The organism is Vibrio hangzhouensis (assembly GCF_900107935.1).
In the GTDB taxonomy this organism is placed as follows: Bacteria; Pseudomonadota; Gammaproteobacteria; order Enterobacterales; family Vibrionaceae; genus Vibrio; species Vibrio hangzhouensis.
Genome location: NZ_FNVG01000021.1, coordinates 1 through 22,624, shown reverse-complemented (window position 1 = coordinate 22,624; position 22,624 = coordinate 1). Strand labels below are relative to the sequence as shown.

Here is a 22,624-nt window from a genome sequence, read left to right as displayed (position 1 = left end):
ATTCCGCCGTTGGAGCACACTGTCGGGGAGCATACTCTAGCGATAAAAAATGGCTTAACAAACTGTGTTGTTAAGCCACATATTATTGAACTCAATGGGTGGATGATTGACCTATTAAAAGCTCCAGTTCACGCCGACCGCGCTGATCCAGTTTTTTTCATCGTAGAAAGTGATATTAGAATCGCTGTCGGTCACGCCAGCAAAGGCCACCAGAGAGACATTGTTGGAGTAAAAGATCCCCGGATACTCGTAGGCAAGAAATGCCTTCCACTCATTATCGGCGCGGGTCGTGTTGTCAAACAGCGGGTTGGCGGAATCGTACTGACGGTTCAGGTAGGTCAGTGTCAATGCAAACTGATGATTGCCCGCTGACATAAACGAAGAGAGCTCAGCACCGTAAGACTGATTTTTCATGGCGCTGCCCTGTGCGTCCTGTTGAATATAAATAAGCGAAGGATACAGCATGACGCCTTTGCTCACAGGCAGCATCATCTTGAACTTGCCATAAAGGATATCGGCGTTTCGATTTAGCAGTTGCTGTTGCTGCTCGGTCAGAGAAGAACCGGCGCCTGAGCGCTCTTCATCCACTTCCTTTTTACCATAGGCGAGATCGACGCTGAATAGCGAGCCGGCGATGTTGTTGAGCTGAAGACGATACGCAGTGCCTTTCTCGTCAGTGGTGCTTCGTGCGGTGTTGAGCAAATAGGGGTCCTGCCAAACTTCCCCTTCAAGAATGGTCGGTAGCAATGACAGACTGATTTTAGTGCGGTCGGCAAACTGATAACGGTAGCCTGCTTCCAGCGCCAGCGTACCCACTGCGATGTCGGCTCGTGATGTACCTATAAACAACTGGTGGTTGGAGGCCTGACCAAAGGTATATTGCAAGTTGCCCAGTGGTAGCAGCAACGCACTGCTGTCTTGCTGTGCTTCACCGGTGTAGGTCCGGTAATCATCATCAGTGTTGGATAAGTTTGAGGTTTTACTGGCGTAGGCGGCATTTAAGGCGATTTCGCCGCTAAATCCATTACTTTCTGATAACTTAGCGGTTGCCGTCTGGGAGACGAGTGCGAGAGCTAAGATTGTGACATTCCATGCCTGCTTCATAACTGTTCCTTATCACATTCTGAATATCGGGGTAACGTATGTAATTATATGTTTATGTTATGTTATTGGTTCAGCATAGGCGTGTTTTTTATGAGTTACAACACAAATCAGACCAATGATAAAACCATTGCACATGGCAAATCGCCTTGTACAATTAACCGCCATCAAATTGTCACAAATACATCATAGATAGTGGGTTATGCTTGGATACCTTCTTTTTATAATTAGTGCCTCGCTTGTAATTATTAATACAGCATTTTGTTCGATTCCCATCCTTGGTTTTGGGCTACTGAAGTTGTTGTTTCCAGTCCGTCCTTTACAGAAGTTGTGTACCGCGCTGGCCAACCGTTTTATGTGGCTTTGGGCGACGATTAATCATGGCATTCTGCATCTGGTTAATCCAAAGGTAGAGTGGCAGATTGAGGGCATGGAGTCCCTAAGGAAGGATGGTTGGTATCTCATGATCAGCAATCATCTGAGCTGGACCGATATCGTGGTATTGTGCAGTGTCTTTAAAGACCGCATCCCTATGCCGAAGTTTTTTCTGAAACAACAATTGTTGTATGTTCCTTTTGTTGGCATGGCGTGCTGGGCCCTTGATATGCCATTTATGAAGCGTTATTCACGCGAATACCTGATCAGACATCCCGAGAAACGTGGACAAGATCTGGAAACCACGCGTCGCTCTTGCGCCAAGTTTAAGGACACACCTACAACAGTGGTCAATTATGTTGAGGGAACCCGTTTTACGGCGCAAAAGCAGAAAAGCAGTCGCGCAGGTTATCAGTACCTGTTGCAACCCAAGTCTGGCGGTATTGCTTATACATTGGCAGCCATGGGCGATCAGTTTGAAAACATAATTGATGTAACGCTGGCCTATCCTGAGAACACTGACCAGCCCTTTAAAGCGGTACTGATGGGTAAGATGAAACGTATTGTTGTTAAGGTGCGAATCCTGCCCGTTGATGAGAAAGTGTTGGGGGACTACTTTAACGACAAACCCTACAAACGAGAGTTTCAGCAATGGTTAGGGGAAGTCTGGCAGCAAAAAGATGAGACCTTGAAAGACATTCATTCAAAGTAAAAAAACCGAGCCAGTGGAGTACCCCCCAGGAGCTCGGTTTTTTATTGGGGAAAGATTACTTTTTCAACAGGAAGTTAACCAGTTCAAAGTACTCTTCCAGAGACTGGATGCTGCCTGCTTCGACCTGATATTTATTATTGACGATCACTGCTGGTACCCCAGTTAACCCGCTGTCTTTGAACTGCTTGTCAAAGCGGCGAACCATAGAGTCGACGGCAAAGCCATTAAAGGTCGCATCAAACTTTTTCGCGTCTACGCCTTCATCCAGAAAGATTTGACGCAGTTCGTCGTCATTACGCGGTGGCTTGTTCATGTTGTGAATGCGATTAAACAGCACGGGCACCATCTTGTCTTCTACTTTGAGCGCGACCATCGTAGCGTAAGCTTTGCTCATCGACATACCCATGTTTCCGCCCATGAAAGATACGTGGTTTTTCTGGAATTTGGCCTCTGCTGGGATCTTTTTCTTTAATTGAGCAATGATAGGCTCAAAACTATTACAGTGCGGGCAATAGAATGAGAAATACTCAGTAACCACTGGTTTGGAAGATTTCTCAAGCTCAAGGACTTTGTAGTGGGTGCCTTCTTGGAATTGTGCTGCATTGACTCCCAGGCTGACCATAAGCGTCGCAAACAGTGCGATGATTCTTTTCATTATTTTCTCCATGTATAAAACCAAATCCTAGTGAGGACGATGGGTAGTTTGTCACCACTGGGGCTGTAAAGAAAGGGGCTTCTCATTCAGAGCCGCTATCTGTTCTTTAAATCCGAGAACCTGGCCTTCCCAGTATTTAGCATCATTGAACCAGGGAAATGCCTGTGGAAAGGCCGGATCTTGCCAGCGTTTTGCCAGCCAGGCCATATAGTGCACCATACGTAGACCGCGCAAAGGTTCAATAAGTTTCAACTGATTGGTAGGTAACTCACTGAATTCTTGATACCCCTCCAGTAATACGTCCAGTTGCATCAGTTTATCCTGACGTTCACCGTTTAGTAGCATCCACAAATCCTGAATAGCGGGACCGTTACGTGCATCGTCCAGATCGACGAACAAGGGACCGTCGCGCCAAAGGATATTTCCCGGGTGGCAGTCGCCGTGCAAACGGATCGTGTCCGAAGGTTGCCAGTGGGTTTCGATTTGCGAAATTAACATATCAAGATCGTTAAAAAACGCATTTTCCAGATGTGCGGGGATAAAGTTTGAGGCCTGTAACAGCTGTCTTGGTTGGTAAAGATATTCATCCAGGCCTATGGTAGGGCGGTGGACAAAGGGTTTGCTGGCCCCGACTTTGTGGATGCGTCCCATAAAGCGTCCCACCCACTCCAACTGCTCCAGATTGTCCACTTCAAATTGTCGCCCGCCCTCACTGGCAAACAGGGCGAACAAGTATCCCTGATATTCGTGAATTGTGTGGCCATTGATATTTAGCGGGGCGGATACCGGGACCTCATGTGCCAGCAGTTCGTGGGCAAATTCGTGTTCTTCCTGAATTTGTGCTTTGGTCCAGCGTTGCGGGCGATAGAACTTGACCACGTAGCGTTTTCTGTCTTCGTCGGTAAACTGGTACACCCGGTTCTCGTAGCTGTTGAGCGCTAGCAGGCCTGACTCGGCTCTGATCCCGATGCTCTCCAGGGCATACCACATGAAGTCCGGGGTTAAGGCGTCAAAGTTAAACGCTTTATCTGTCATTTTGATACCAAAAGGGCTCATTACTGAGCCCTTTCCTGTTATGAATCACCCAAGCTCTGTCAGAGCTTCTTAATAAATCGACTTTCTACCTGTAAGGAGAAATCATTACTGTCCCTCAGTATAAACTGAATTGTCGAGACAGGTGAACTGAGTTGCTGCGGATCGGCACCAAGGCTCATCGGTAGGTTAAACACCTCACCAGGCTCGACGATAATCGTTTGTCGGCCATACCAGGTCGCTCCCTCAAGGCCAGACACACTCAGTGAGTATTTCTGCTCGGTTTGGGTTTTATTGATGATTTTCAGGGTGTAGGTGTTTTCAACCAGACCATCGCTGTTGACGCGGAACAACTGATTGCGATCCCTAAGGACACTCAGTCCTGCTGGGTCGACGGCTGAGACCTGAACAAAGAACAAGGCTATCATGACCAACAGTACCGCGCCGTAACCGAGCAGCTTGGGACGCATCACTTTGGTATGTTTACCCGAAAGGCGGTGCTCTGTGGTATAGCTGATCAGGCCTTTCTTATAGCCCATTCGATCCATGGTTTTATCACAGGCATCAATACAGGCTCCGCAGTTGATACACTCGTACTGCAACCCGTCGCGAATGTCGATGCCTGTTGGGCAAACCTGAACACAGAGATCGCAGTCGATGCAGTCGCCGAGGCCGAGTTTTTGCGGATCGGCCTTTCGTGAGCGAGGGCCTCTGGTTTCTCCACGTTTGCTGTCATAGCCAACAATAAACGTGTCCTTATCGAACATGGCCGACTGGAATCGGGCGTATGGGCACATGTGAATACACATTATAGAGCGCATCCAACCGGCATTGGCATAGGTACAGGCGGCAAAAAACAGCACCCAGAATACCGGCCAGAAATTGGCGTTGAAGGTAAAGAAGTCACTGACCAATGCGCCGATAGGCACAAAGTAACCGGTGAAGGTGAATCCTGTAGCCAGTGCAATGGCGAGCCAGGCAATGTGCTTGAGTGTTTTACGCATTAACAGGTTACTGGTGAGCTTACCACTGTCTTGTTTGCGCCTCTTATTTGCACTGCCTTCAAGTTTTTCCTCGAACCAAATGTACATGAAGGTCCAGACTGTTTGTGGGCACAAGTAGCCACACCAGACCCGACCAAGGAAGGTAGTGATAAAGAACAGACCGAAGGCAGCTACCATAAACAGCAGCGCTAATAATGTGAGATCTTGCGGGTAAAGGGTGGTACCAAAAAAGTTGAATTGCTGGTTACCGATATCCAGCAACACCGCTTGCCTCTCACCATAAGGAATCCATGGCACCAGAGCAAATAACAACAGCAGAAACCATCCGCCATAGCGCCTCAGTTTCTGAAATGTGCCTTTACTCTCGCGCACATAGATGCGATTACTGGGGTTAAACCGGTCACCACCACCTTTATGGGTTTTCGGGTTGAACGTTTTAGGCGTGATGTCCTTAACGTCGATTTTGTCCTGACTCATGTGAGACTGTCCTTCTTGGGCTGACGGTGCGTTTAAGACGCACTCTATCTTTTCCGACATTGCTGTATAACGCGATACTATTCAGTACGCAGTATTAAAACCCAAGGATTATAACCTTGATAACAAATTCATTTCTTTAAGGCTATCAACCTTTAACAACAAAATCGGTTCAAGCTCATATAAAAAACGACCCTTAAAGGGCCGCTTTTATAACCAGTGGTTATTTGATGATTCCACGCGCCTTGAGCAGTGCGGTTTTGAAATCGTCTTCCTGATCTTTGGCTAAGCCGGGAATCATGTCTTCTTTCTGGCTGTTGCGCATTTTTAGGTGATAAATGAGAACATCGTCAGTGAGCTCCTCGAGTTTGCCTTCGTATCCGGCTTCCTTTGACAGCTTTACGATAAATTCCAGCAGGTTAAGATCAGAATCTTTCTGCCATTCAGGATGAATAAGCTCGATAAGCTCATTTACGCGGTGACACTTCATAACTTTCTCCACAAAATTTATAGGAATTTTTGAGTAAAAGTACCAAATATAATAGCTAATACCAATATGTGGGGAAATTTGACACAAAAAAAAGCGCAGGAACATCTGCGCTTTTTATTATGCTGCTTTAACAACTCTGGTTGGAGCCGGTGCCAAGAGAACACTTTTTTCAACAAGCGTCATCGAAGGAGCGACTTTTTTTGCGACCGGTGCAGAAACGAAACCACTGCGACGACGCATGAACGCACTGCGGTTTGCCGAGTACGAAAACCTGACGGGTGTTGGGCGCATTTTGTTACCTAACAAGTCAGGCAATTCCATTGCCAATCTAATGGCCTGATTGCTTATGAGTACACCGAAGTGAACTTCAGTATCGCTCTTTTTTGACTTATGCCACTCCAAATAAACAATCAGGAATACCGATATGCATGCATATCACGCATAGAATACCACCAACTTTGTGTGGATACGATAGATTGTGGGAAATATTTGCTCATTATTTATCCAGAATATTTGTGCATCGCGTATTTGTTTTCTCAATCAATTTGCGATAAAACGGTAACACTCTCTTGGGATATAAATGGGTGTGCGTATGTCTTTTTTTAAGAAAACCTTAGCGAGCTTTGGGATTGGTGCTGCGCGTGTAGATTCCGTGTTACACCAGGAATTTCTCTATCCGGGCGCAACTGCCAAAATAACCATTCATGTCTATGGTGGTAACACGGCTCAGACGGTGGATAACATTCATCTCAGGTTATGTTGCCGTTATATCGATGAGGTGGCCCGTAGTAACCACGATAACAGTAATCAGCCCGGGGCTCCGAAAAAACGAGTGGCCAAAACGTTTGAACTACAGACCTGGACCCTGCCGTACGCCTTTACCATTGAGCCCGGAGAAACTCGCGATTTTGAGGTTGAGCTTGAAGTGCCATGGAACACACCAGTAACAATTGGTGATTCGAAGGTGTGGCTGGAAACGGGGCTGGATATAGCGCTGGCTGCAGACCCCACAGATAAGGATATGCTCACAGTAAGACCGGACCCACTGGTAGATGGCATTTTCACGGCCCTTGAAGAACAGGGACTGCGTATCAGACAGGTGGAATGTGAAGCGGCGAAAGGGTTTGCTATGCCATTCGTTCAGGAGTTTGAGTTTGTTCCTACCACGGGACCTTATCATGGTCGCTGGCGGGAACTGGAAATCATTGCTTACCGCAGTGAGGACGAGCTGAAGTTGTGGTTTGAAATCGACAGAAACAAAGAAGGTATGAAAGGGATGCTATCGAGCCTGATTGGTCTGGGGCAACTGAAGCGAGAAATGAGCCTACCAGGTTCGTTGTCCGCCAAAGAGGCGGGTACACAGGTACTGGCCTACTTGGAACAAACGACCTGAATTTTAGCTAACACGTGTTCGCTCAATGTGTCATACTCTTAGTTCTTATGTGAGTCTGAGAGTGTGCGCTTATGTCTAAACCCTCACCCAACTACAGCCAGAGAGAAGAGTGGGCCAACAGTATTACCCATGGTATCGGGGTGCTGTTGTCCATTATTGGCCTGATACTGCTGCTGGATAAGTCGTTTCTGGTCAATGCAGACACTTTGACTATCACCAGTATGAGCTTGTATGGCGGCAGTATGATTACCCTGTTTCTCGCCTCGACGCTTTATCATTCGGTGCCACACCCACGCAGTAAGCGATGGCTGAAAACGTTTGACCACTGTGCGATATTCCTGTTGATAGCTGGCAGCTATACGCCGTTTATGCTGGTCAGTCTGAGGACGCCACTTGCTGTTGGGTTGATGGCCGTGATCTGGTCTTTGGCGGCTATTGGTATCGTCATGAAGCTGTTTTTTGTCTACCGCTATAAGCGTGCTTCGTTAATCACCTATCTGGTGATGGGTTGGCTGTCACTCATTGTGATTTATCAGCTGGCAAAACATCTTGATGGTGCCGGATTGATCCTACTGGCACTTGGCGGGGCGATTTATACCCTGGGAGTTGTGTTTTACACCAATAAGCGCATCCCATACAACCACGCCATTTGGCACCTTTTTGTGCTAGGCGGGGCTGCATGTCACTTCTTTGCCGTCTATTGGTACGTTAACCCAGTATAGTATGACCTGAGGGGAGATCATGGTGTCTTAGCGACGCCAGAAAGCAGGAAAGAAAAGTACCAGCAGCGTTAGGATCTCTAAGCGTCCCATTAGCATGCCAAAACTCAGAAGCCACTTGGCCGCGTCTGGAAGAGGCGCAAAATTACCCGTAGGACCAATCACAGAGCCCATCCCCGGGCCAACATTTGCGACCGCAGTGATCGCGCCAGAGATACTGGTGACCGGATCCAGACCCATCGCACTCAAGCCAGCTGCGATAACAATGATGGTCACAAAGAACATCAGTACAAAGGCCACCACCGAACGAACGATATCATCGTTCACCGGACGATGATTGTAGCGCTGGACAAACACGCCAGAAGGATGAATCAGCTTCATCATCTGTTTGTTGAGCAGCGTGACGGCGATTTGGAACCGGAAAATCTTGATGCCCCCGGAGGTGGACCCAGAACAGGCCCCAATCATCATCATAAAGGCAAATATGACTGAGGGTAGTGGTCCCCAGGCGGTAAAGTCTTCCAGACCAAAACCGGTGGTGGTCACCACTGACACAATATTGAACATGGAAACGCGAAATGCATCGTCCAGTGCGTACCCATCCTCAAAAATTAGCCACAATGCTACGAGCGTACTGGCTATCAGGAACAAGTAACCAAACCCGCGAACCTGAGCATCTCTGAACAGTATTTTTGGATCCCGTTTACTTAATGCCGCGACAAACAGCAGAAATGGCAATCCACCGAGGAACATAAACACCGTGCCAACCCAATGCGCCCCTTCAGAAAAGTGATTCATCGAACCATCTGAGGTGGAATAGCCGCCAGTAGAAAGGGTGGTAAACGAGTGATTGATGGCATCAAACAGGTTCATGCCTGTGGCAATGTAGCCCAATAGGCATAAACCCGTCAGTACCAGATAAACCAGCACGATATTTTTGGCCACCGTTTTTGCCCGTGGGCTACTTTTGTCCGACCAGTCGGAAGATTCGGTCTGGAACAGTCGCATCCCCCCCACGTTGAGCATCGGCAAAATGGCCACCGCCATGACAATGAAACCGATGCCGCCTAACCATTGCAGGATTGAACGCCACAACAAAATGCTGGGTGCCATGTCATCAAGTCCACTGAGCACAGTCGAGCCCGTGGTAGTAATGCCAGACATGGTTTCAAAATAGGCATCGGTGAAACTGATGTGGTTAATAAACACGAATGGTAGTGCCGCAAAAGCACTGGCAATGGTCCAGACCAGACTGGTGATCAGGAACATATCGCGAACACTAAGCTTAAAGTGTTGAGTCCGGCCTACGGAGAGACAGATAAAGGCAGCGAAGTGCGTGATAGCGACTGCCAGGCCAAAGTCGAGAAAACCATCGGTACCCGTGACGAAGGCCACCAAAGTGGGCACATACATGAACAGGGCTAGCTTTGAGAGTACTAACCCTATAACAAAGGAAACCGGTCGTGTGTTAACCATGGTGGTGCCTTACAGGAAGAACGCACTTGGCTGGAACAGCGCCTCGACATCAGGCACATATTTTTTATCTACCAGGAACATCACCACGTGGTCATCCTGAGCGATGACGGTGCGATCATGGGCGATCAGCACTTCTTCACCACGAACAATGGCACCTATCGTAGTGCCCGGTGGCAGTTTGATATCACCAATCGCCTTACCAACCACTTTCGAGGTGGTTTCATCTCCGTGAGCGATGGCTTCGATGGCTTCCGCTGCTCCGCGACGCAAAGACGATACGTTGACAATGTCGGCACGGCGAACGTGGGTGAGCAATGCTGAAATAGTGGCTTGTTGTGGAGATATGGCCACATCTATGGTACCGCCCTGTACCAGATCGACGTAAGCACCACGCTGGATCAGTACCATGACCTTTTTTGCCCCCATTTTTTTCGCCAGCATCGCTGACATGATGTTGGTTTCATCTTCGTTGGTGAGGGCAATGAATACATCCACCTGATCGATGTTCTCTTCGGCCAGCAACTCCTGGTCCGCGGCATCGCCACAGAACACAATAGTGTTTTCCAGTTCTTCAGACAGCTTCTCAGCACGCTGGTAGCTGCGCTCAATCAGTTTGACACTGTAGGTTTGCTCCAGGCGTTTGGCGAGGCTGGCCCCGATGTTACCGCCACCGACGATCATAATACGGCGATACGGCTTTTCGAGGCGCTGCAGTTCACTCATTACTGAGCGAATATGATTGCTGGCGGCGACAAAGAACACTTCATCGTCGGCTTCGATGATGGTGGTGCCCTGCGGACGAATCGGCCTGCCCTGACGGAAGATTGCCGCAACCCGGGTATCAATGTGTGGCATGTGCTCACGAAGGGTGGAAAGGGCATTACCCACCAGAGGGCCGCCATAGTAGGCTTTAACAGCCACTAGGCTGACGCGTTCATCGGCAAAACTGACCACCTGAAGAGCGCCCGGGTATTGGATTAGACGTTCAATGTAACTGGTCACCAACTCCTCTGGGGCAATCAGATGGTCGACTGGGATAGCTCCAGAGTTGAACAGATTTTCTTTCTCAATCAGGTATTCCCGAGAGCGAATTCGCGCTACACGGTTAGGAGTGTTGAAGAGCGAAAAGGCGACCTGACAAGCCGCCATATTGGTTTCGTCCATGTTGGTGACCGCCACCAACATATCGGCATCTTGTGCACCAGCTTCACGTAGTACGTCAGGGTGACAGGCATAGCCATTGACGACACGCAAATCATACTTATCTTGCAACTCTCGCAGACGGTCGCTGTTGCGATCGACGATGGTGATGTCGTTGTTCTCGCCCACAAGGTTCTCTGCGAGTGTGCCACCAACTTGACCGGCCCCAAGAATGATGATTTTCATAACATTTCGCTCTTCTGATTGTTTCGACTCAACGAGTCACTAGCATAGCTATCAACGAGTTAGCATTCTACGCCTTTTTTAACACCGCGTAATAGAATCCGTCCATATCCTGTTCTCCAGGAAGAATCTGACGGCCCGGGTTATCAGAGTCTGATCCGATTAACTGGGCATCCGCGGTACGCGCCATAAAGGCTTTAACCTGTTCGGCATTTTCTTGCGGCGTAATAGAACATGTTGCGTATACCAGTGTTCCGCCGACTTTGAGCTGCTGCCACATGGCATCAAATATTTCACGCTGCAGACTGGCCAGAGCATCAATATCATCCGCTCGGCGCAACCACTTGATATCAGGGTGTCGACGAATTACACCCGTCGCTGAACATGGGGCATCCAATAGAATGCGATCGAACTGTTCACCCTGCCACCATTGTTCTGGTGTTCTCGCATCACCACACACCACTTTTGCCTGCAAATTGAGGCGCTTCAGGTTGTCGTGTACTCGCTTGAGTCGAGTATCATCACAGTCGATGGCCACCACCTGGCTGTCCTGAGTGCGTTCCAGAATATGGGCAGTTTTTCCTCCAGGTGCAGCGCAGCAGTCGAGGATAAGCTCACCATCTTGCGGTTGCAGATAGTTGATCGAGAGTTGAGCGGCTGCGTCCTGAACTGACACCCAGCCTTTTTCAAAGCCTGGCAATTTTGTCACGTCACACGGGGCGGCCAATTTTAGGGCATCTTGAGCTTCAGGGTGAGGGGTGGAATCTATGCCTTCATTTTTGAGAAGCGCCTGATAGTCGTCACGGCTGTGGTGCTGGTGGTTCACGCGCAACCACATAGGCGCTTTGGTGTTGTTGGCCTCAACAATCGCTTGCCATTGTTGTGGATAGCTTTCCTGTAGTAGCTTGAGCAACCAACTAGGGTGACCGTATTTTCCAGCATTGTGGCTGACGGAAATCTCATCAAGTTGTTCTTGGTTACGTTGGTAGTTGCGCAGTACCGCATTGATGAGGCCGCGAAGTTTTGGGCCCTTTAGTGTTTTGGTTGCTTCGACTGTTTCTCCCACTGCCGCGTGAGCAGGAATGCGCATGTAGCCAATTTGATAGATGCCGACCAGAATCAGGTGATGAAAAACGCGCTGCTTACCTTTGAGGGGTTTATCCATCAGCTCTGAAGCAACGGACTCCAAACGAGGCAATATGCGCAGCGCACCAAAACAAATCTCTTGCAATAACGCTTGGTCTCTAGGTTTTACTTGTTGCTGTCCTAATGGAAGGGCGCTTGATAGAGATTGACCTTTATCAACCACTTGGAAAAGGATATTGGCCGCAGCAGCGCGAACATTCATGTTGGTTACCTAAATTTTTATCGACATTAAAAATAAAATAAGGCCCGCACTCAATGTGCTGGCCCTAACTATCAATGAGCATCTGCGTTTCTAGCCTAGAACGCTACCCACTTCAAACCAGCTGGCTTTTGAATTCAATACATCGCTTACTGGCATGGCTTTTTTACCCGGTATTTGAATTTGCTCTAATACCAAGGTGCCTTGACCAGTTGCTACGTAAATTCCTGTTTTATCAGCCTTAAGAATAGTCCCAGCCACTGACTCTGTCGCATTGGCTTCTACGCGTGATTGCCAAACTTTGATGTTGTTCTCTTCTACCGAAAAGAAGCTCATTGGCCACGGGTTAAAAGCGCGCACGCAGCGTTCAATAAACGCAGCGCTCTGGCTCCAGTCGATCTTCGCTTCGTCTTTGCTCAGTTTGCTGGCGTAGTTGGCTTCATCGTCATTCTGCTTCACTGGCAATGCGCTGCCATCAGCAATATCACTCAGACAGTCGACCAGCGCCTCTGGACCTAGCTCAGCGAGCTTGTCATACATCGTGGCACTGGTGTCCGATGCTTCAATTGGTAATGTGGCGATTTTCAGCATATCCCCGGTATCCAGACCAATGTCCATTTGCATGATGGTCACGCCTGTTTCGCTGTCTCCGGCCCAAATTGAGCGCTGGATTGGCGCAGCACCACGCCAGCGAGGCAAGATGGAGCCGTGAACGTTAATGCAGCCGAGCTTTGGCGTATCCAGTACGACTTGCGGCAACAGCAGTCCGTACGCCACCACCACCATAATGTCAGCATTCAGATCTTTCAGTGCTTGTTTGGCTTCATCCGACTTAAAATTTTCTGGCTGATACACCGGGATATCGTGCTCAAGGGCGATGTTTTTTACCGGGCTGGCCGTCAGTTTCTTGCCGCGCCCTGCAGGACGGTCGGGCTGAGTATAAACGGCGATAACCTCATGCTCCGAAGACAATAACGCCGCCAGGTGACGGGCGGCGAAGTCTGGAGTACCGGCAAACACAATGCGTAATGATTGGCTCACGGAAACCTCTCTTAGATATTATTGTTGCTTAGCGTTAAAGCGCTTAATTTTCTCTAGCTTGTCTTTGATGCGTTTACGTTTCAGAGGGGAAAGGTAATCGACAAACAGTTTGCCCTCTAGATGGTCCAGCTCGTGCTGTACACAAATGGCCAGCAGATCGTCGGCTTCAAAGGTGAATTCCTTACCATCACGGTCTAGCGCTTTAACGGACACTTCAGCGGCACGTGGCACCAAAGCGCGCGCACCAGGAACGGATAAGCAGCCTTCTTCAATACCATCATCTCCGCGCTTGTCGGTGATTTCAGGGTTGATTAGCACCATCGGTTGGTCGCGAGTATCTGAAATATCAATCACAACAATTCGCTGATGAAAGTCAACTTGGGTTGCTGCAAGGCCAATTCCCTCTTCGTCATACATGGTTTCAATCATGTCATCGACGACTTTTTGGATTTCCGGCGTTACGGCTTCAACGGGCTTAGCGACCGTTCTTAGGCGATCATCCGGGAAAGTTAATACTTGTAATACAGACATATACACTCAAAATGTTGAACTGTGCCGAATAGGCATGGGTTTCGTTGGTTCAATTCTAGACATTTTCGCCGCTAAATGACAGCATCGCATGAAACAAAGCGAAGGATTGCGGTCGATGAGACAGGGAAAACGGCGACTATTGAGAGTTTTATTTCTTGTGTCGGTGGCGTTGTATCCGTTATCAGGCCTGACTAAAGCCCCTCTCAGTCTCAACAACAATGTTCCTCACACCTATACCGTGGTCAAGGGCGACACCTTATGGGAAATCGCCAGCCTGTATTTGCGCTCTCCCTGGCGCTGGAATGAATTGTGGGGCAATAACCCACATATCCAGAATCCGCACCTTATCTATCCGGGAGATACCCTCACACTGACATGGGTAAATGGTCAGCCGCAGTTATCTCGAAAGCCGTGGATGAAGCTGTCCCCGGCAATCAAATCACGCACAAAGATGCCCATAGGCGCAGTAGCGCCTGAGGTGGCTGCCCGCTATATCACGCAGAATGTACTGATGACCGAAGCGCAGCTCGACCAGTATCCTCGTATCGTAGGATCGAGCCGCGGTCTGGAGTTCGTTTCTCAACATGATGAGATTTACATCGACTATCAGGGACAGGTGCAGCAGTGGGTGATCTACCAAAAGGGGGAGTCATACCATGCTGAAGATAGCATGGTGACCCGTTGGCGGCTGAAGCCTGTGGCTTTTGCTCGCTCTGACAGGTTGCAGGATCAGGTGACGGTGCTGCATCTCACCGAGTTTGTTCATGAACTTAAAGTGGGAGACATTGCGATGCCTAAAGCAATTATCGAAGAGTTCGGTGCACAGGCGCATTTCTCTCCCAAGCCAGGGCCTGCGCTGGATCAGCTGAGAATTTTAGGACTGCTCGATTCGCTTTATTTTGCTGTGCAGGGGCAAAGTGTGGTGTTAAATGCTGGCGCAAGCTCAGGCATTGAAGCGGGCAGCAGTTATAAGCTCCAACGGTACAGTAATGAGTTTCGGTTCTCCACAGGACAAGTCGGTTTGAGCAAAAGTAACATGGGTAGCCCGGAACTCGATTTGCCGGTTTTCGACATTGGTCAGCTTATGGTGATTCGTGTTTATGACCATTTCAGCATCGCGCTGATCACTGATGCCAGAGAGCCGATTTCTCCTCAAACGATATTGTCGGCAGCGACAGAAACGAACGACCATGGATGAGCAAGAACTCCTCGCTTGGCTTCGATTGTCATTGTGTCCGGGGATTGGGGCGATCACCTTTGAGAAGCTTTGCGCTATCGATGCTCCAACCAATATCATTGGTTATTCTGAGCGGGAACTGTCTGATACGGGTTTAAAATCGGCACAGGTTCAGTTTCTCAAGCAGCAATCATTAGCCATGGCGGAGCAAGCCTTACACTGGGGAGAGCAGAGTGGACAGATAATTTTCACGGCTGAACACCCAGATTACCCATCGTTGCTGAAGCAAACCCGTGGGTACCCTCCAGTCTTGTTCGTACGTGGAGACCCTGCCTTGCTGTCTGCACCGCAAATAGCCATGGTGGGTAGTCGGCATGCCACCATTGAAGGTCTTGAGACCGCAAAGCGATTTGCCAGGCAGTTTGCCGAGCAAGGATATTGTGTGACCAGTGGTCTGGCGCTGGGCATCGATGGTCATGCCCATCAGGGTGCGCTGGACGTGCTGGGGAACACCATCGCCGTGTTGGGCGCTGGTCTGGACTGCATTTATCCCGCCCGTCATAAGCACTTGGCTGCCAGAATCGCGGAGCAAGGGGCCTTGGTGAGCGAGCATTTACCCTGGATAACACCTCGTCCTGAGTATTTCCCGAGGCGCAACCGGGTTGTCAGCGGCTTGTCACTAGCAGTGTTAGTGGTTGAAGCCACCGAGAAGAGTGGTTCCCTGATTACTGCGAAGTGTGCCGCCGATCAGGGGCGGGACGTGTTTGCGATTCCAGGCCCCATTCAACATGGCTTTCACTCGGGTTGCCATTCGCTGATCAGGACCGGTGCGTGCTTAGTGCAGTCAGCAAAAGAAGTACTCGATGAAATAGAATCGGTTCCCAACTGGTCTAAAAAAGTACAGCCGACACTTTTTAACCAAGTTATTGATAAAGAAGAATTGCCATTTCCGGAACTGTTGGCTAACGTAGGAATAGAGGCAACGCCAGTTGATATTTTGGCGCAAAAGACCCATATTCCTGTGCATGAAGTCATGCAACAGTTATTAGAACTCGAATTATTGGGTCATGTTGTTGCTGTAAATGGTGGTTATGTTGTTAAGGGGAGACGCTAGCTATGATGATGGACATACTGATGTACCTGTTCGAAACCTACGTGCATAGCGATGCTGATCTGCAGGTAGACCAGGACGAGCTTGAGGATGAACTGCTGCGTGCGGGCTTCAAGCAAAAAGATATCTATAAAGCACTGGAATGGCTGGAGGATCTGGCAGAACTGCAAGATACCGATAAACGTTCTGCCATCACGACCAGTGCCGCAACCTCGACGCGCATATACACAGCGAAAGAGATGGCCAGACTGGATGTGCAAAGTCGTGGACTGTTACTGTTTCTGGAACAAATTGGCGTACTGACAACCGAAACACGAGAAATGGTGATCGACCGTGTTATGGGGTTAGAGACCAACGAGTTTGAGCTTGATGACCTGAAATGGATCATTTTGATGGTTTTGTTCAATGTTCCAGGCAACGAAAATGCGTACACTCTCATGGAAGAACTTATCTACACTGCCGAACGGGGTGTGATTCACTAAGTGGTGATAACCCAGAGTGCTAATTTGAGATTCCCATGAGTGGTAAAATAGACAATCAACTTTTCTCGGCTCATGAGCACGCCTTAGATCATGAGCCTTGCCCGCAATGCCAGCAAGGTCAATTGTTGCTTAAAAACGGCAAACACGGCCCGTTTCTGGGTTGCAATCAATATCCGAGCTGCGATTACATCAAACCGTTGCATCAAAATGATGGTCATATCATTAAGGAACTGGGGGTGCCATGCCCCGAGTGTGGCAGTGAACTGCTGCTCCGTCAGGGTCGTTTTGGAATGTTTATAGGTTGCAGTGGTTATCCCGAATGTCACTTCATTCAATCACCGAATCAGCAGGAGCCCCCTGAGAAAACGCAAGAGATCTCTGCCGCTTGCCCTGAGTGCCGCAAAGGGTCATTGACGGAGAGAAAGTCGCGGTTTGGCAAAGTGTTTTATGCATGTGACAGTTACCCTAAGTGCAAGTTTGCCGTCAACCATCTCCCTGTTGCGGGCAGTTGCCAGTATTGTGGTTTCAGCTTGCTGGTGGAAAAGAAAAAAGCCTCGGGTGTGGTTTATGAGTGCGCTTCGAGGCGCTGCCAAAAGATTCAGGAATAGAAAAACGGCTCCGTGTTGGAGCCGTTTTTTTTTGCGCGTTATCGTTGGACTACAGTGCCTGTGCGGCAGGTTTTAACGCCGGAAAAGCGTCGTCGTCGAGCAGATCGGCAAGTTGCAGTAATCGCTGTTTCAAGGCTGCGGTGTTCTCTGCACACACATTGATGTGACCCATTTTGCGACCCGCACGTTTCTCTTTGCCGTACCAATGGACATGACAACCCGCTAGGGCATGAACCTCATCAGGTACTGAGTCTTCACCAAGAATGTTGACCATAGAAGTCGCTCTGACTGCATGAGTCGAGCCTAGTGGCATGTCGCATACAGCACGCAGATGATTTTCAAACTGACAGGTATCAGCACCCTGCTGAGTCCAGTGACCGGAGTTATGCACGCGAGGTGCAATCTCGTTGACCAGCAGTTGTCCGGCAACGTCAAAAAACTCCAGAGCCAGAACGCCAACGTAATCCAGAGATTCAGCCACGGCGGTAAACATCTGAGCCGCCTGCGCCTGCAATACAGGCTCATCAATTGCCGTTGACAGCGTCAGGACGCCATTGGTGTGCACATTTTCAGCTAATGGGTAAATGGCGATGTCACCGTTTCGGTTACGGGCCCCGACAAGGGAGACTTCACGTTGAAATGGAACAAACTCTTCGGCAACGATGGCCTGACTGTCAGAGTCGGCGATGCACTGTTCCATTTCACTCCAGATGGCTTCTACGTCATCGAGATCTTTCAGACGCCACTGCCCCTTGCCATCGTAACCACCCAGTGCGCTTTTCAATACCATGGGTAAACCAACACGTTCAATCGCCAGTTCAAAGTCTGTTCTTGTTTCGATCACGGCATATTTGGCGTTTTTCACACCGGCATTGTCCAGCAACGCTTTTTCGATACGACGATCACCGCCTGCCTTGATAGCATCAGTCGAAGGCAGGAACTTACCACTGGCTTCGCAAACAGCCAAAATATCGTGGGGGATATGCTCAAATTCAGCCGTGATGACGTCGGCCTGAGCAATCGCCTGCTGCAGACCACTCCCCAGAATCTCTAACGTCAGTGGGTGAACGATATTCTCACTGCGAACGTCAAATGCCGAGATGTTGATGTTCAGTGGTGCACCAGCCAAAGACATCATACGGGCTAACTGGCCAGCTCCGAGAACCAAAACGTGTTTCATAATTAGTCCTCTGCAGGATCAGGGTTCGCAAGAACGGTTTCGGTTTGTTGGCTGCGGAAGGCTTCCACTTTTTCCATCACTACTTCATCGTGAACGCCAATAATCTGTGCCGCAAGAATACCAGCATTGGCAGCGCCGGCTTCACCGATGGCCAGTGTGCCAACCGCAATGCCTTTTGGCATCTGTACAATAGACAGCAGTGAATCCATACCTTTTAGTGCTCGGCTTTGTACCGGAACACCCAACACTGGAACACTGGTGAAAGCGGCTGCCATACCAGGAAGGTGCGCTGCGCCACCGGCACCCGCAATGATCACTTTGATGCCGCGCTCTTTCGCAGAAGTCGCGTAGTCCGCAAGCAGTTGTGGTGTACGGTGAGCAGAAACAACTTTGGTCTCATAATCCACACCAAACTGGTCTAGCATTTCTGCCGCTAATTTCATGGTTGGCCAGTCTGATTTAGAACCCATAATAATGCCGACTTTCATCCTGTGCTCCTTCAAAGCTTGTGCGATTGGACTAATTTGCGCGCATTATACGAGGATTTTTTTCTAAGGAAAACGTTTGCGTGAGTGAATTTTGTGTTTTTTTCTGGATTCTCTCGCTGCTTTTGAGCATAGTGCCGATGAAATGTAAAAAAATTGTTTAGGTTTTAGTAAAAGGAAGGTTCGGTGGATAATTTTCAAAGTACAGTTGCGGCACTCCAATCCGGTGAAGTGATTGCTTATCCAACGGAGGGAGTATTTGGTGTGGGCTGTGACCCAGACGATACTCAGGCTATTGAAAAGCTATTGGCGGTCAAGGAGCGTCCTGTAGAGAAAGGGCTCATCCTGATCGCGGCGAATTATGACCAGTTACGTCCCTACATTGATGAGAGCCAATTGACGGATGAGCAGCTTGAAAACGTAAGGCAAACCTGGCCAGGCCCTTATACCTGGATAATGCCGGCTAGCTCACGAGTTTCATCCTGGCTAAGTGGTGCGTTTGATACCATAGCCGTTCGTGTCACGGATCATGCATTGGTTCAGAAACTGTGTTTGGCCTATGGCAAACCCATCACATCGACCAGTGCCAATCTTTCGGGCATGCCTTCCTGTATGACGACTGACGAAGTGAAGCAGCAGTTAGGCGATCGATTGACGGCGATCCTCGAAGGAGACACGGGCGGTCGTGACAAACCGAGCGAGATACGTGACGCCCGTTCTCAGCAAGTATTACGACAAGGGTAAGGAGTCTCCAGTGCAACAAGTGGACAAGCATCAGGTCAAAGCGTTTTTGCTGCAATTGCAGGATGAGATTTGCCATAAGCTCGAACAAGAAGATGGTGGTGCGACGTTTCAGCAGGATGAGTGGCAGCGAGAGCAGGGTGGTGGTGGCCGCAGCCGGGTGTTGAAAGATGGTCATGTATTTGAACAGGGCGGTGTGAATTTCTCACACGTCTTTGGCGATAAGATGCCTGCGTCAGCCACGGCACATCGACCTGAACTGGCGGGTCGTAAATTTGAGGCGATGGGTGTTTCGCTGGTCATCCACCCTAAAAATCCCTACATTCCTACCTCGCATGCCAATGTACGCTTTTTTATTGCAGAGAAAGAGGGTGAAGCGCCAATCTGGTGGTTTGGTGGTGGATTCGATCTCACGCCGTTTTATCCTTTTGAAGAAGATTGTCAACATTGGCATAACGTAGCGAAGACGATTTGCACGCCTTTTGGGGTCGATGTCTACCCAGAGCATAAAAAATGGTGTGACGATTACTTTTTCCTTCCTCATCGCAATGAGACTCGTGGTGTCGGTGGCTTGTTCTTTGACGACCTCAATCAATGGGGCTTTGAGCGCTGCTTTGCCTATATGAAGTCGGTCGGTAATGGTTACACAGAAGCGTACTTGCCGATCGTACAAAAACGCAAGCAGACTGAATTTGGAGAGCGCGAGCGTCAGTTCCAGCTATATCGTCGTGGTAGGTACGTGGAGTTTAATCTGGTGTATGACCGTGGCACGCTATTTGGGCTGCAGAGTGGTGGACGGACGGAGTCTATCTTGATGTCCATGCCACCGTTGGCGCGCTGGGAATACAGCTACCATCCAGAATCAGGAACGCCCGAAGCCTTGTTGTATTCCGACTATCTGAAACCCAGAGACTGGTGATCCTTGGCTCATTACTTGGCGAATGTGTGTCGAAGTGTTAGTGTCAGGCTAATTACTTTGGCACACAGCAGGCAAGGACATGAGTAAGCCCGATCAATACGTTGTATTTGGAAACCCTATCTCGCAAAGCAAATCCCCTTATATTCACACCCTCTTTGCAAGACAAACGTCACAAAACCTTGAATATGGACGCCTGCAACCTGAGCCGGGTGAGTTTATTCAGGCGGCAGAGTCATTTTTCCAGAATGGCGGCAGAGGTTGCAATGTCACTGCGCCCTTTAAAGAGGATGCATTCAAAATGGCTGACCGCTTGACGGAACGGGCGCAATTGGCTGGTGCGGTGAATACCTTAAAGAAGCTCGACGATGGTGAAATTATCGGTGACAACACCGATGGTGAAGGCTTCGTTCAAGATCTGTTGCAACATCAGGTTCAGCTTGAAGGTGCTTCTATACTGATTATTGGTGCTGGTGGCGCGGCACGAGGTGTACTTAAACCATTACTGGATCAGCAACCCGCATCTATCACCATCACCAACCGTACTTTTGAGAAAGCAGAGCAGCTGGCTACTCTGTTTAAAGAGTTTGGCCCAATTGGTGCGGTACCTATGAATGAAGTTGGCTGTGCTTATGATGTTGTCATTAATTCATCCTCAAGCAGCCTGTATAAACAGCTTCCCGATATTAGCAATGCTATTTTTGGCGAGCATACGGTGAGCTATGACATGGCCTATGGGCAAGGCTTAACGACGTTTAATCAATGGGCCAAAGAATCGGGGGCACGATTTGCCTACGATGGTTTAGGTATGTTGGTGGGGCAGGCTGCAGAGAGCTTTATGTTATGGCGTGGCTTAAGGCCAGGAACCAAGCAGATCTTACGCGAGCTTAGAAAAAACTTAGAAGGGTAATAAAGTGAATCAGTCTATTCTTTTTTCTGATCAGCTAGCGTGGAATGACGAGCTGGCGATGGTGGAGTTTCAGGCTCATCAATCGGGTATGTTGATTGTCTGCTTGGTTGGTGTGGGCAAACTTGCTGAGCTGTCAAATACAGAAAACGTCGATAAAGCCAAAGCATTAGAGGTCTTTGAGCAGGTACGCTTCGATATTGAAGAGTTAGCAGAAAGCCTCATTGAGGATGAAGCTTTCGATGAGCAAGGTCGTATTGTTCTCGATTAACGAATGACTTTAACGTCCACCATGTAATCGTTTTTGTTCTGCACGTAGTTGTTTGCAGAGCGAACAAGAAAGGCTCTTTCTTTATCCGTTAGAGGACGAGCCTGTTTTACAGGACTGCCCACATATAGATAGCCGCTTTCTAACTTTTTATTAGGCGGAACCAGTGAACCTGCGCCAATCATCACATCGGACTCAATAATCGCACCGTCGAGTACGATGCTGCCCATGCCGACAAGTACGCGATCCTTGATTGTGCACCCGTGTAACATCACTTTATGTCCAATGGTCACATCACTGCCAATTATCAAAGGATAACCTTCAGGGTTTTCCGCATTCTTGTGCGTGACGTGCAAAACACTGTTGTCCTGAATATTGGTGCGGTCACCAATGATAATGTGGTTTACATCGCCGCGAGCAGCAACCAGCGGCCAGACACTGGCGTCTTTGCCTAAGCGCACATCGCCGACAATAACGCTGGTTTCATCTATATAGACAGAATCATCAAGTTGAGGTGAGATTCCTTTGTAACTACGAATTGAAGTCATAACAGTCTCTAAATCTAGGTATCAAGGCTATTCTGGTGCCATATTTCTGCAATTTACAGCCCCAAAGGGCAAAAAATAATCATCCGGAGAAAAAAAGCAAAAAAAATGCATTTAGGGTCTTGCCAACGTGATTTCGATCTCTATAATGCCCCCTCGCTGACACGGGAACGCAAGCGAAAGTTCGCACTGAGTCAGAAGGCTTCAAGCTTCTAAGAAGCTTAGCAAAATAAGTTGAAAAAAGTGGTTGACACGACAACTTATCTCGCTAAAATGGCCGTCCGTTTCGAGGGAAGCTCGAAACAAGCTCTTTAACAATATAAACCTATCAATCTGTGTGGGCACTCGTTGATGATAATCAAAATTAGATTCTTCGGAATCAAATTTGGTTTCAATGAACTGAGTGACCAATTCAAGTCGCAAGACTTGGCACAGTCAATTCATTATCGTTCTGTTGGAACGATAATAGCTTT

General features: G+C 48.8%; 24 protein-coding genes and 1 pseudogene. 11 read left to right on the top strand and 14 right to left on the bottom strand.

What is annotated here, in order from left to right; translation table 11 throughout:
• Window positions 1-114: 114 nt before the first annotated feature.
• Entirely contained in the window at window positions 115-1,104 is a 990-nt protein-coding gene (locus C4S60_RS17670) for a DUF2860 domain-containing protein (protein WP_103881687.1), read from the bottom strand.
• A gap of 199 nt (window positions 1,105-1,303) precedes the next feature.
• On the opposite strand from C4S60_RS17670, the gene C4S60_RS17665 reads away from it, so the two are divergent.
• Window positions 1,304-2,188 (top strand): acyltransferase, encoded by an 885-nt coding sequence (locus C4S60_RS17665; protein WP_103881686.1) that lies wholly within the window; start codon window positions 1,304-1,306, stop codon window positions 2,186-2,188.
• 55 nt (window positions 2,189-2,243) lie between these two features.
• Here C4S60_RS17665 and C4S60_RS17660 read toward each other — a convergent pair whose 3' ends face one another.
• The 5 genes from C4S60_RS17660 to C4S60_RS17640 all read right to left on the bottom strand — a co-directional run bounded on the left by C4S60_RS17660 (window position 2,244) and on the right by C4S60_RS17640 (window position 6,164).
• Complete coding sequence (locus C4S60_RS17660; protein WP_103881685.1) at window positions 2,244-2,843, bottom strand: thiol:disulfide interchange protein DsbA/DsbL; 600 nt, start codon at window positions 2,841-2,843, stop codon at window positions 2,244-2,246.
• Between the two features lie 51 nt (window positions 2,844-2,894).
• Window positions 2,895-3,878, bottom strand: a complete 984-nt coding sequence (locus tag C4S60_RS17655; RefSeq protein WP_103881736.1) for a serine/threonine protein kinase — start codon at window positions 3,876-3,878, stop codon at window positions 2,895-2,897.
• 59 nt (window positions 3,879-3,937) lie between these two features.
• A complete protein-coding gene (ccoG, locus tag C4S60_RS17650; RefSeq protein WP_103881684.1) occupies window positions 3,938-5,356 on the bottom strand; it encodes a cytochrome c oxidase accessory protein CcoG in 1,419 nt (472 codons plus the stop codon).
• Between the two features lie 220 nt (window positions 5,357-5,576).
• Window positions 5,577-5,843 (bottom strand): YihD family protein, encoded by a 267-nt coding sequence (locus C4S60_RS17645; RefSeq protein WP_103881683.1) that lies wholly within the window; start codon window positions 5,841-5,843, stop codon window positions 5,577-5,579.
• 117 nt (window positions 5,844-5,960) lie between these two features.
• A complete protein-coding gene (locus C4S60_RS17640; protein WP_103881682.1) occupies window positions 5,961-6,164 on the bottom strand; it encodes a hypothetical protein in 204 nt (67 codons plus the stop codon).
• Window positions 6,165-6,435: 271 nt separating this feature from the next.
• On the opposite strand from C4S60_RS17640, the gene C4S60_RS17635 reads away from it, so the two are divergent.
• A complete protein-coding gene (locus C4S60_RS17635) occupies window positions 6,436-7,236 on the top strand; it encodes a sporulation protein (protein ID WP_103881735.1) in 801 nt (266 codons plus the stop codon).
• A 71-nt stretch (window positions 7,237-7,307) separates the two neighbouring features.
• Entirely contained in the window at window positions 7,308-7,958 is a 651-nt protein-coding gene (trhA, locus tag C4S60_RS17630) for a PAQR family membrane homeostasis protein TrhA (RefSeq protein WP_103881681.1), read from the top strand.
• A 27-nt stretch (window positions 7,959-7,985) separates the two neighbouring features.
• Here the strand turns inward: trhA and C4S60_RS17625 are convergent, their stop codons facing one another.
• The 5 genes and pseudogenes from C4S60_RS17625 to def all read right to left on the bottom strand — a co-directional run bounded on the left by C4S60_RS17625 (window position 7,986) and on the right by def (window position 13,731).
• Complete coding sequence (locus C4S60_RS17625) at window positions 7,986-9,431, bottom strand: TrkH family potassium uptake protein (protein WP_103881680.1); 1,446 nt, start codon at window positions 9,429-9,431, stop codon at window positions 7,986-7,988.
• A 9-nt stretch (window positions 9,432-9,440) separates the two neighbouring features.
• Window positions 9,441-10,823, bottom strand: a pseudogene (gene trkA / locus C4S60_RS17620) (Trk system potassium transporter TrkA); the annotation flags it as partial.
• A gap of 61 nt (window positions 10,824-10,884) precedes the next feature.
• Window positions 10,885-12,162, bottom strand: a complete 1,278-nt coding sequence (gene rsmB, locus C4S60_RS17615) for a 16S rRNA (cytosine(967)-C(5))-methyltransferase RsmB (protein WP_103881678.1) — start codon at window positions 12,160-12,162, stop codon at window positions 10,885-10,887.
• Window positions 12,163-12,252: 90 nt separating this feature from the next.
• On the bottom strand, window positions 12,253-13,200 hold the full coding sequence (fmt, locus tag C4S60_RS17610; RefSeq protein ID WP_103881677.1) for a methionyl-tRNA formyltransferase: 948 nt from the start codon (window positions 13,198-13,200) through the stop codon (window positions 12,253-12,255).
• 18 nt (window positions 13,201-13,218) lie between these two features.
• The gene (def, locus tag C4S60_RS17605) at window positions 13,219-13,731 is read right to left on the bottom strand and encodes a peptide deformylase (RefSeq protein ID WP_103881676.1); all 513 of its coding nucleotides are present in this window, start codon (window positions 13,729-13,731) and stop codon (window positions 13,219-13,221) included.
• Between the two features lie 115 nt (window positions 13,732-13,846).
• Here def and C4S60_RS17600 point away from each other — a divergent pair, with 115 nt between their 5' ends.
• The 4 genes from C4S60_RS17600 to C4S60_RS17585 are packed head-to-tail and all read left to right on the top strand — an operon-like array spanning window position 13,847 to window position 17,109.
• The gene (locus tag C4S60_RS17600; protein ID WP_160111380.1) at window positions 13,847-14,929 is read left to right on the top strand and encodes a LysM peptidoglycan-binding domain-containing protein; all 1,083 of its coding nucleotides are present in this window, start codon (window positions 13,847-13,849) and stop codon (window positions 14,927-14,929) included.
• Window positions 14,922-16,022 carry a DNA-processing protein DprA gene (gene dprA / locus C4S60_RS17595; protein WP_103881674.1) on the top strand — a complete coding sequence of 367 codons (1,101 nt, stop codon included), beginning with the start codon at window positions 14,922-14,924 and terminating at the stop codon, window positions 16,020-16,022. The genes C4S60_RS17600 and dprA overlap by 8 nt, the downstream gene beginning before the upstream one ends.
• Window positions 16,023-16,024: 2 nt before the next feature.
• The gene (locus C4S60_RS17590) at window positions 16,025-16,501 is read left to right on the top strand and encodes a DUF494 family protein (RefSeq protein ID WP_103881673.1); all 477 of its coding nucleotides are present in this window, start codon (window positions 16,025-16,027) and stop codon (window positions 16,499-16,501) included.
• 35 nt (window positions 16,502-16,536) lie between these two features.
• The gene (locus tag C4S60_RS17585) at window positions 16,537-17,109 is read left to right on the top strand and encodes a DNA topoisomerase family protein (RefSeq protein WP_103881672.1); all 573 of its coding nucleotides are present in this window, start codon (window positions 16,537-16,539) and stop codon (window positions 17,107-17,109) included.
• Between the two features lie 49 nt (window positions 17,110-17,158).
• On the opposite strand, the gene C4S60_RS17580 is transcribed toward C4S60_RS17585, so the two are convergent.
• Together C4S60_RS17580 and purE are read right to left on the bottom strand one after the other, a co-directional pair.
• Window positions 17,159-18,289 (bottom strand): 5-(carboxyamino)imidazole ribonucleotide synthase, encoded by a 1,131-nt coding sequence (locus C4S60_RS17580; protein WP_103881671.1) that lies wholly within the window; start codon window positions 18,287-18,289, stop codon window positions 17,159-17,161.
• A gap of 2 nt (window positions 18,290-18,291) precedes the next feature.
• The gene (gene purE / locus C4S60_RS17575) at window positions 18,292-18,777 is read right to left on the bottom strand and encodes a 5-(carboxyamino)imidazole ribonucleotide mutase (RefSeq protein ID WP_103881670.1); all 486 of its coding nucleotides are present in this window, start codon (window positions 18,775-18,777) and stop codon (window positions 18,292-18,294) included.
• A gap of 183 nt (window positions 18,778-18,960) precedes the next feature.
• Between purE and tsaC the strand changes: the two genes are divergently transcribed.
• The 4 genes from tsaC to C4S60_RS17555 all read left to right on the top strand — a co-directional run bounded on the left by tsaC (window position 18,961) and on the right by C4S60_RS17555 (window position 21,609).
• Window positions 18,961-19,518, top strand: coding sequence for an L-threonylcarbamoyladenylate synthase type 1 TsaC (gene tsaC, locus C4S60_RS17570; RefSeq protein WP_103881669.1), 558 nt, complete (start codon window positions 18,961-18,963; stop codon window positions 19,516-19,518).
• A 10-nt stretch (window positions 19,519-19,528) separates the two neighbouring features.
• The gene (gene hemF, locus C4S60_RS17565; protein ID WP_103881668.1) at window positions 19,529-20,434 is read left to right on the top strand and encodes an oxygen-dependent coproporphyrinogen oxidase; all 906 of its coding nucleotides are present in this window, start codon (window positions 19,529-19,531) and stop codon (window positions 20,432-20,434) included.
• 79 nt (window positions 20,435-20,513) lie between these two features.
• Window positions 20,514-21,341, top strand: coding sequence for a shikimate dehydrogenase (gene aroE / locus C4S60_RS17560; RefSeq protein WP_103881667.1), 828 nt, complete (start codon window positions 20,514-20,516; stop codon window positions 21,339-21,341).
• A gap of 4 nt (window positions 21,342-21,345) precedes the next feature.
• Window positions 21,346-21,609, top strand: coding sequence for a DUF1488 family protein (locus tag C4S60_RS17555; protein ID WP_103881666.1), 264 nt, complete (start codon window positions 21,346-21,348; stop codon window positions 21,607-21,609).
• On the opposite strand, the gene C4S60_RS17550 is transcribed toward C4S60_RS17555, so the two are convergent.
• On the bottom strand, window positions 21,606-22,154 hold the full coding sequence (locus C4S60_RS17550; RefSeq protein WP_103881665.1) for a gamma carbonic anhydrase family protein: 549 nt from the start codon (window positions 22,152-22,154) through the stop codon (window positions 21,606-21,608). The genes C4S60_RS17555 and C4S60_RS17550 overlap by 4 nt on opposite strands.
• Window positions 22,155-22,624: the final 470 nt, after the last annotated feature.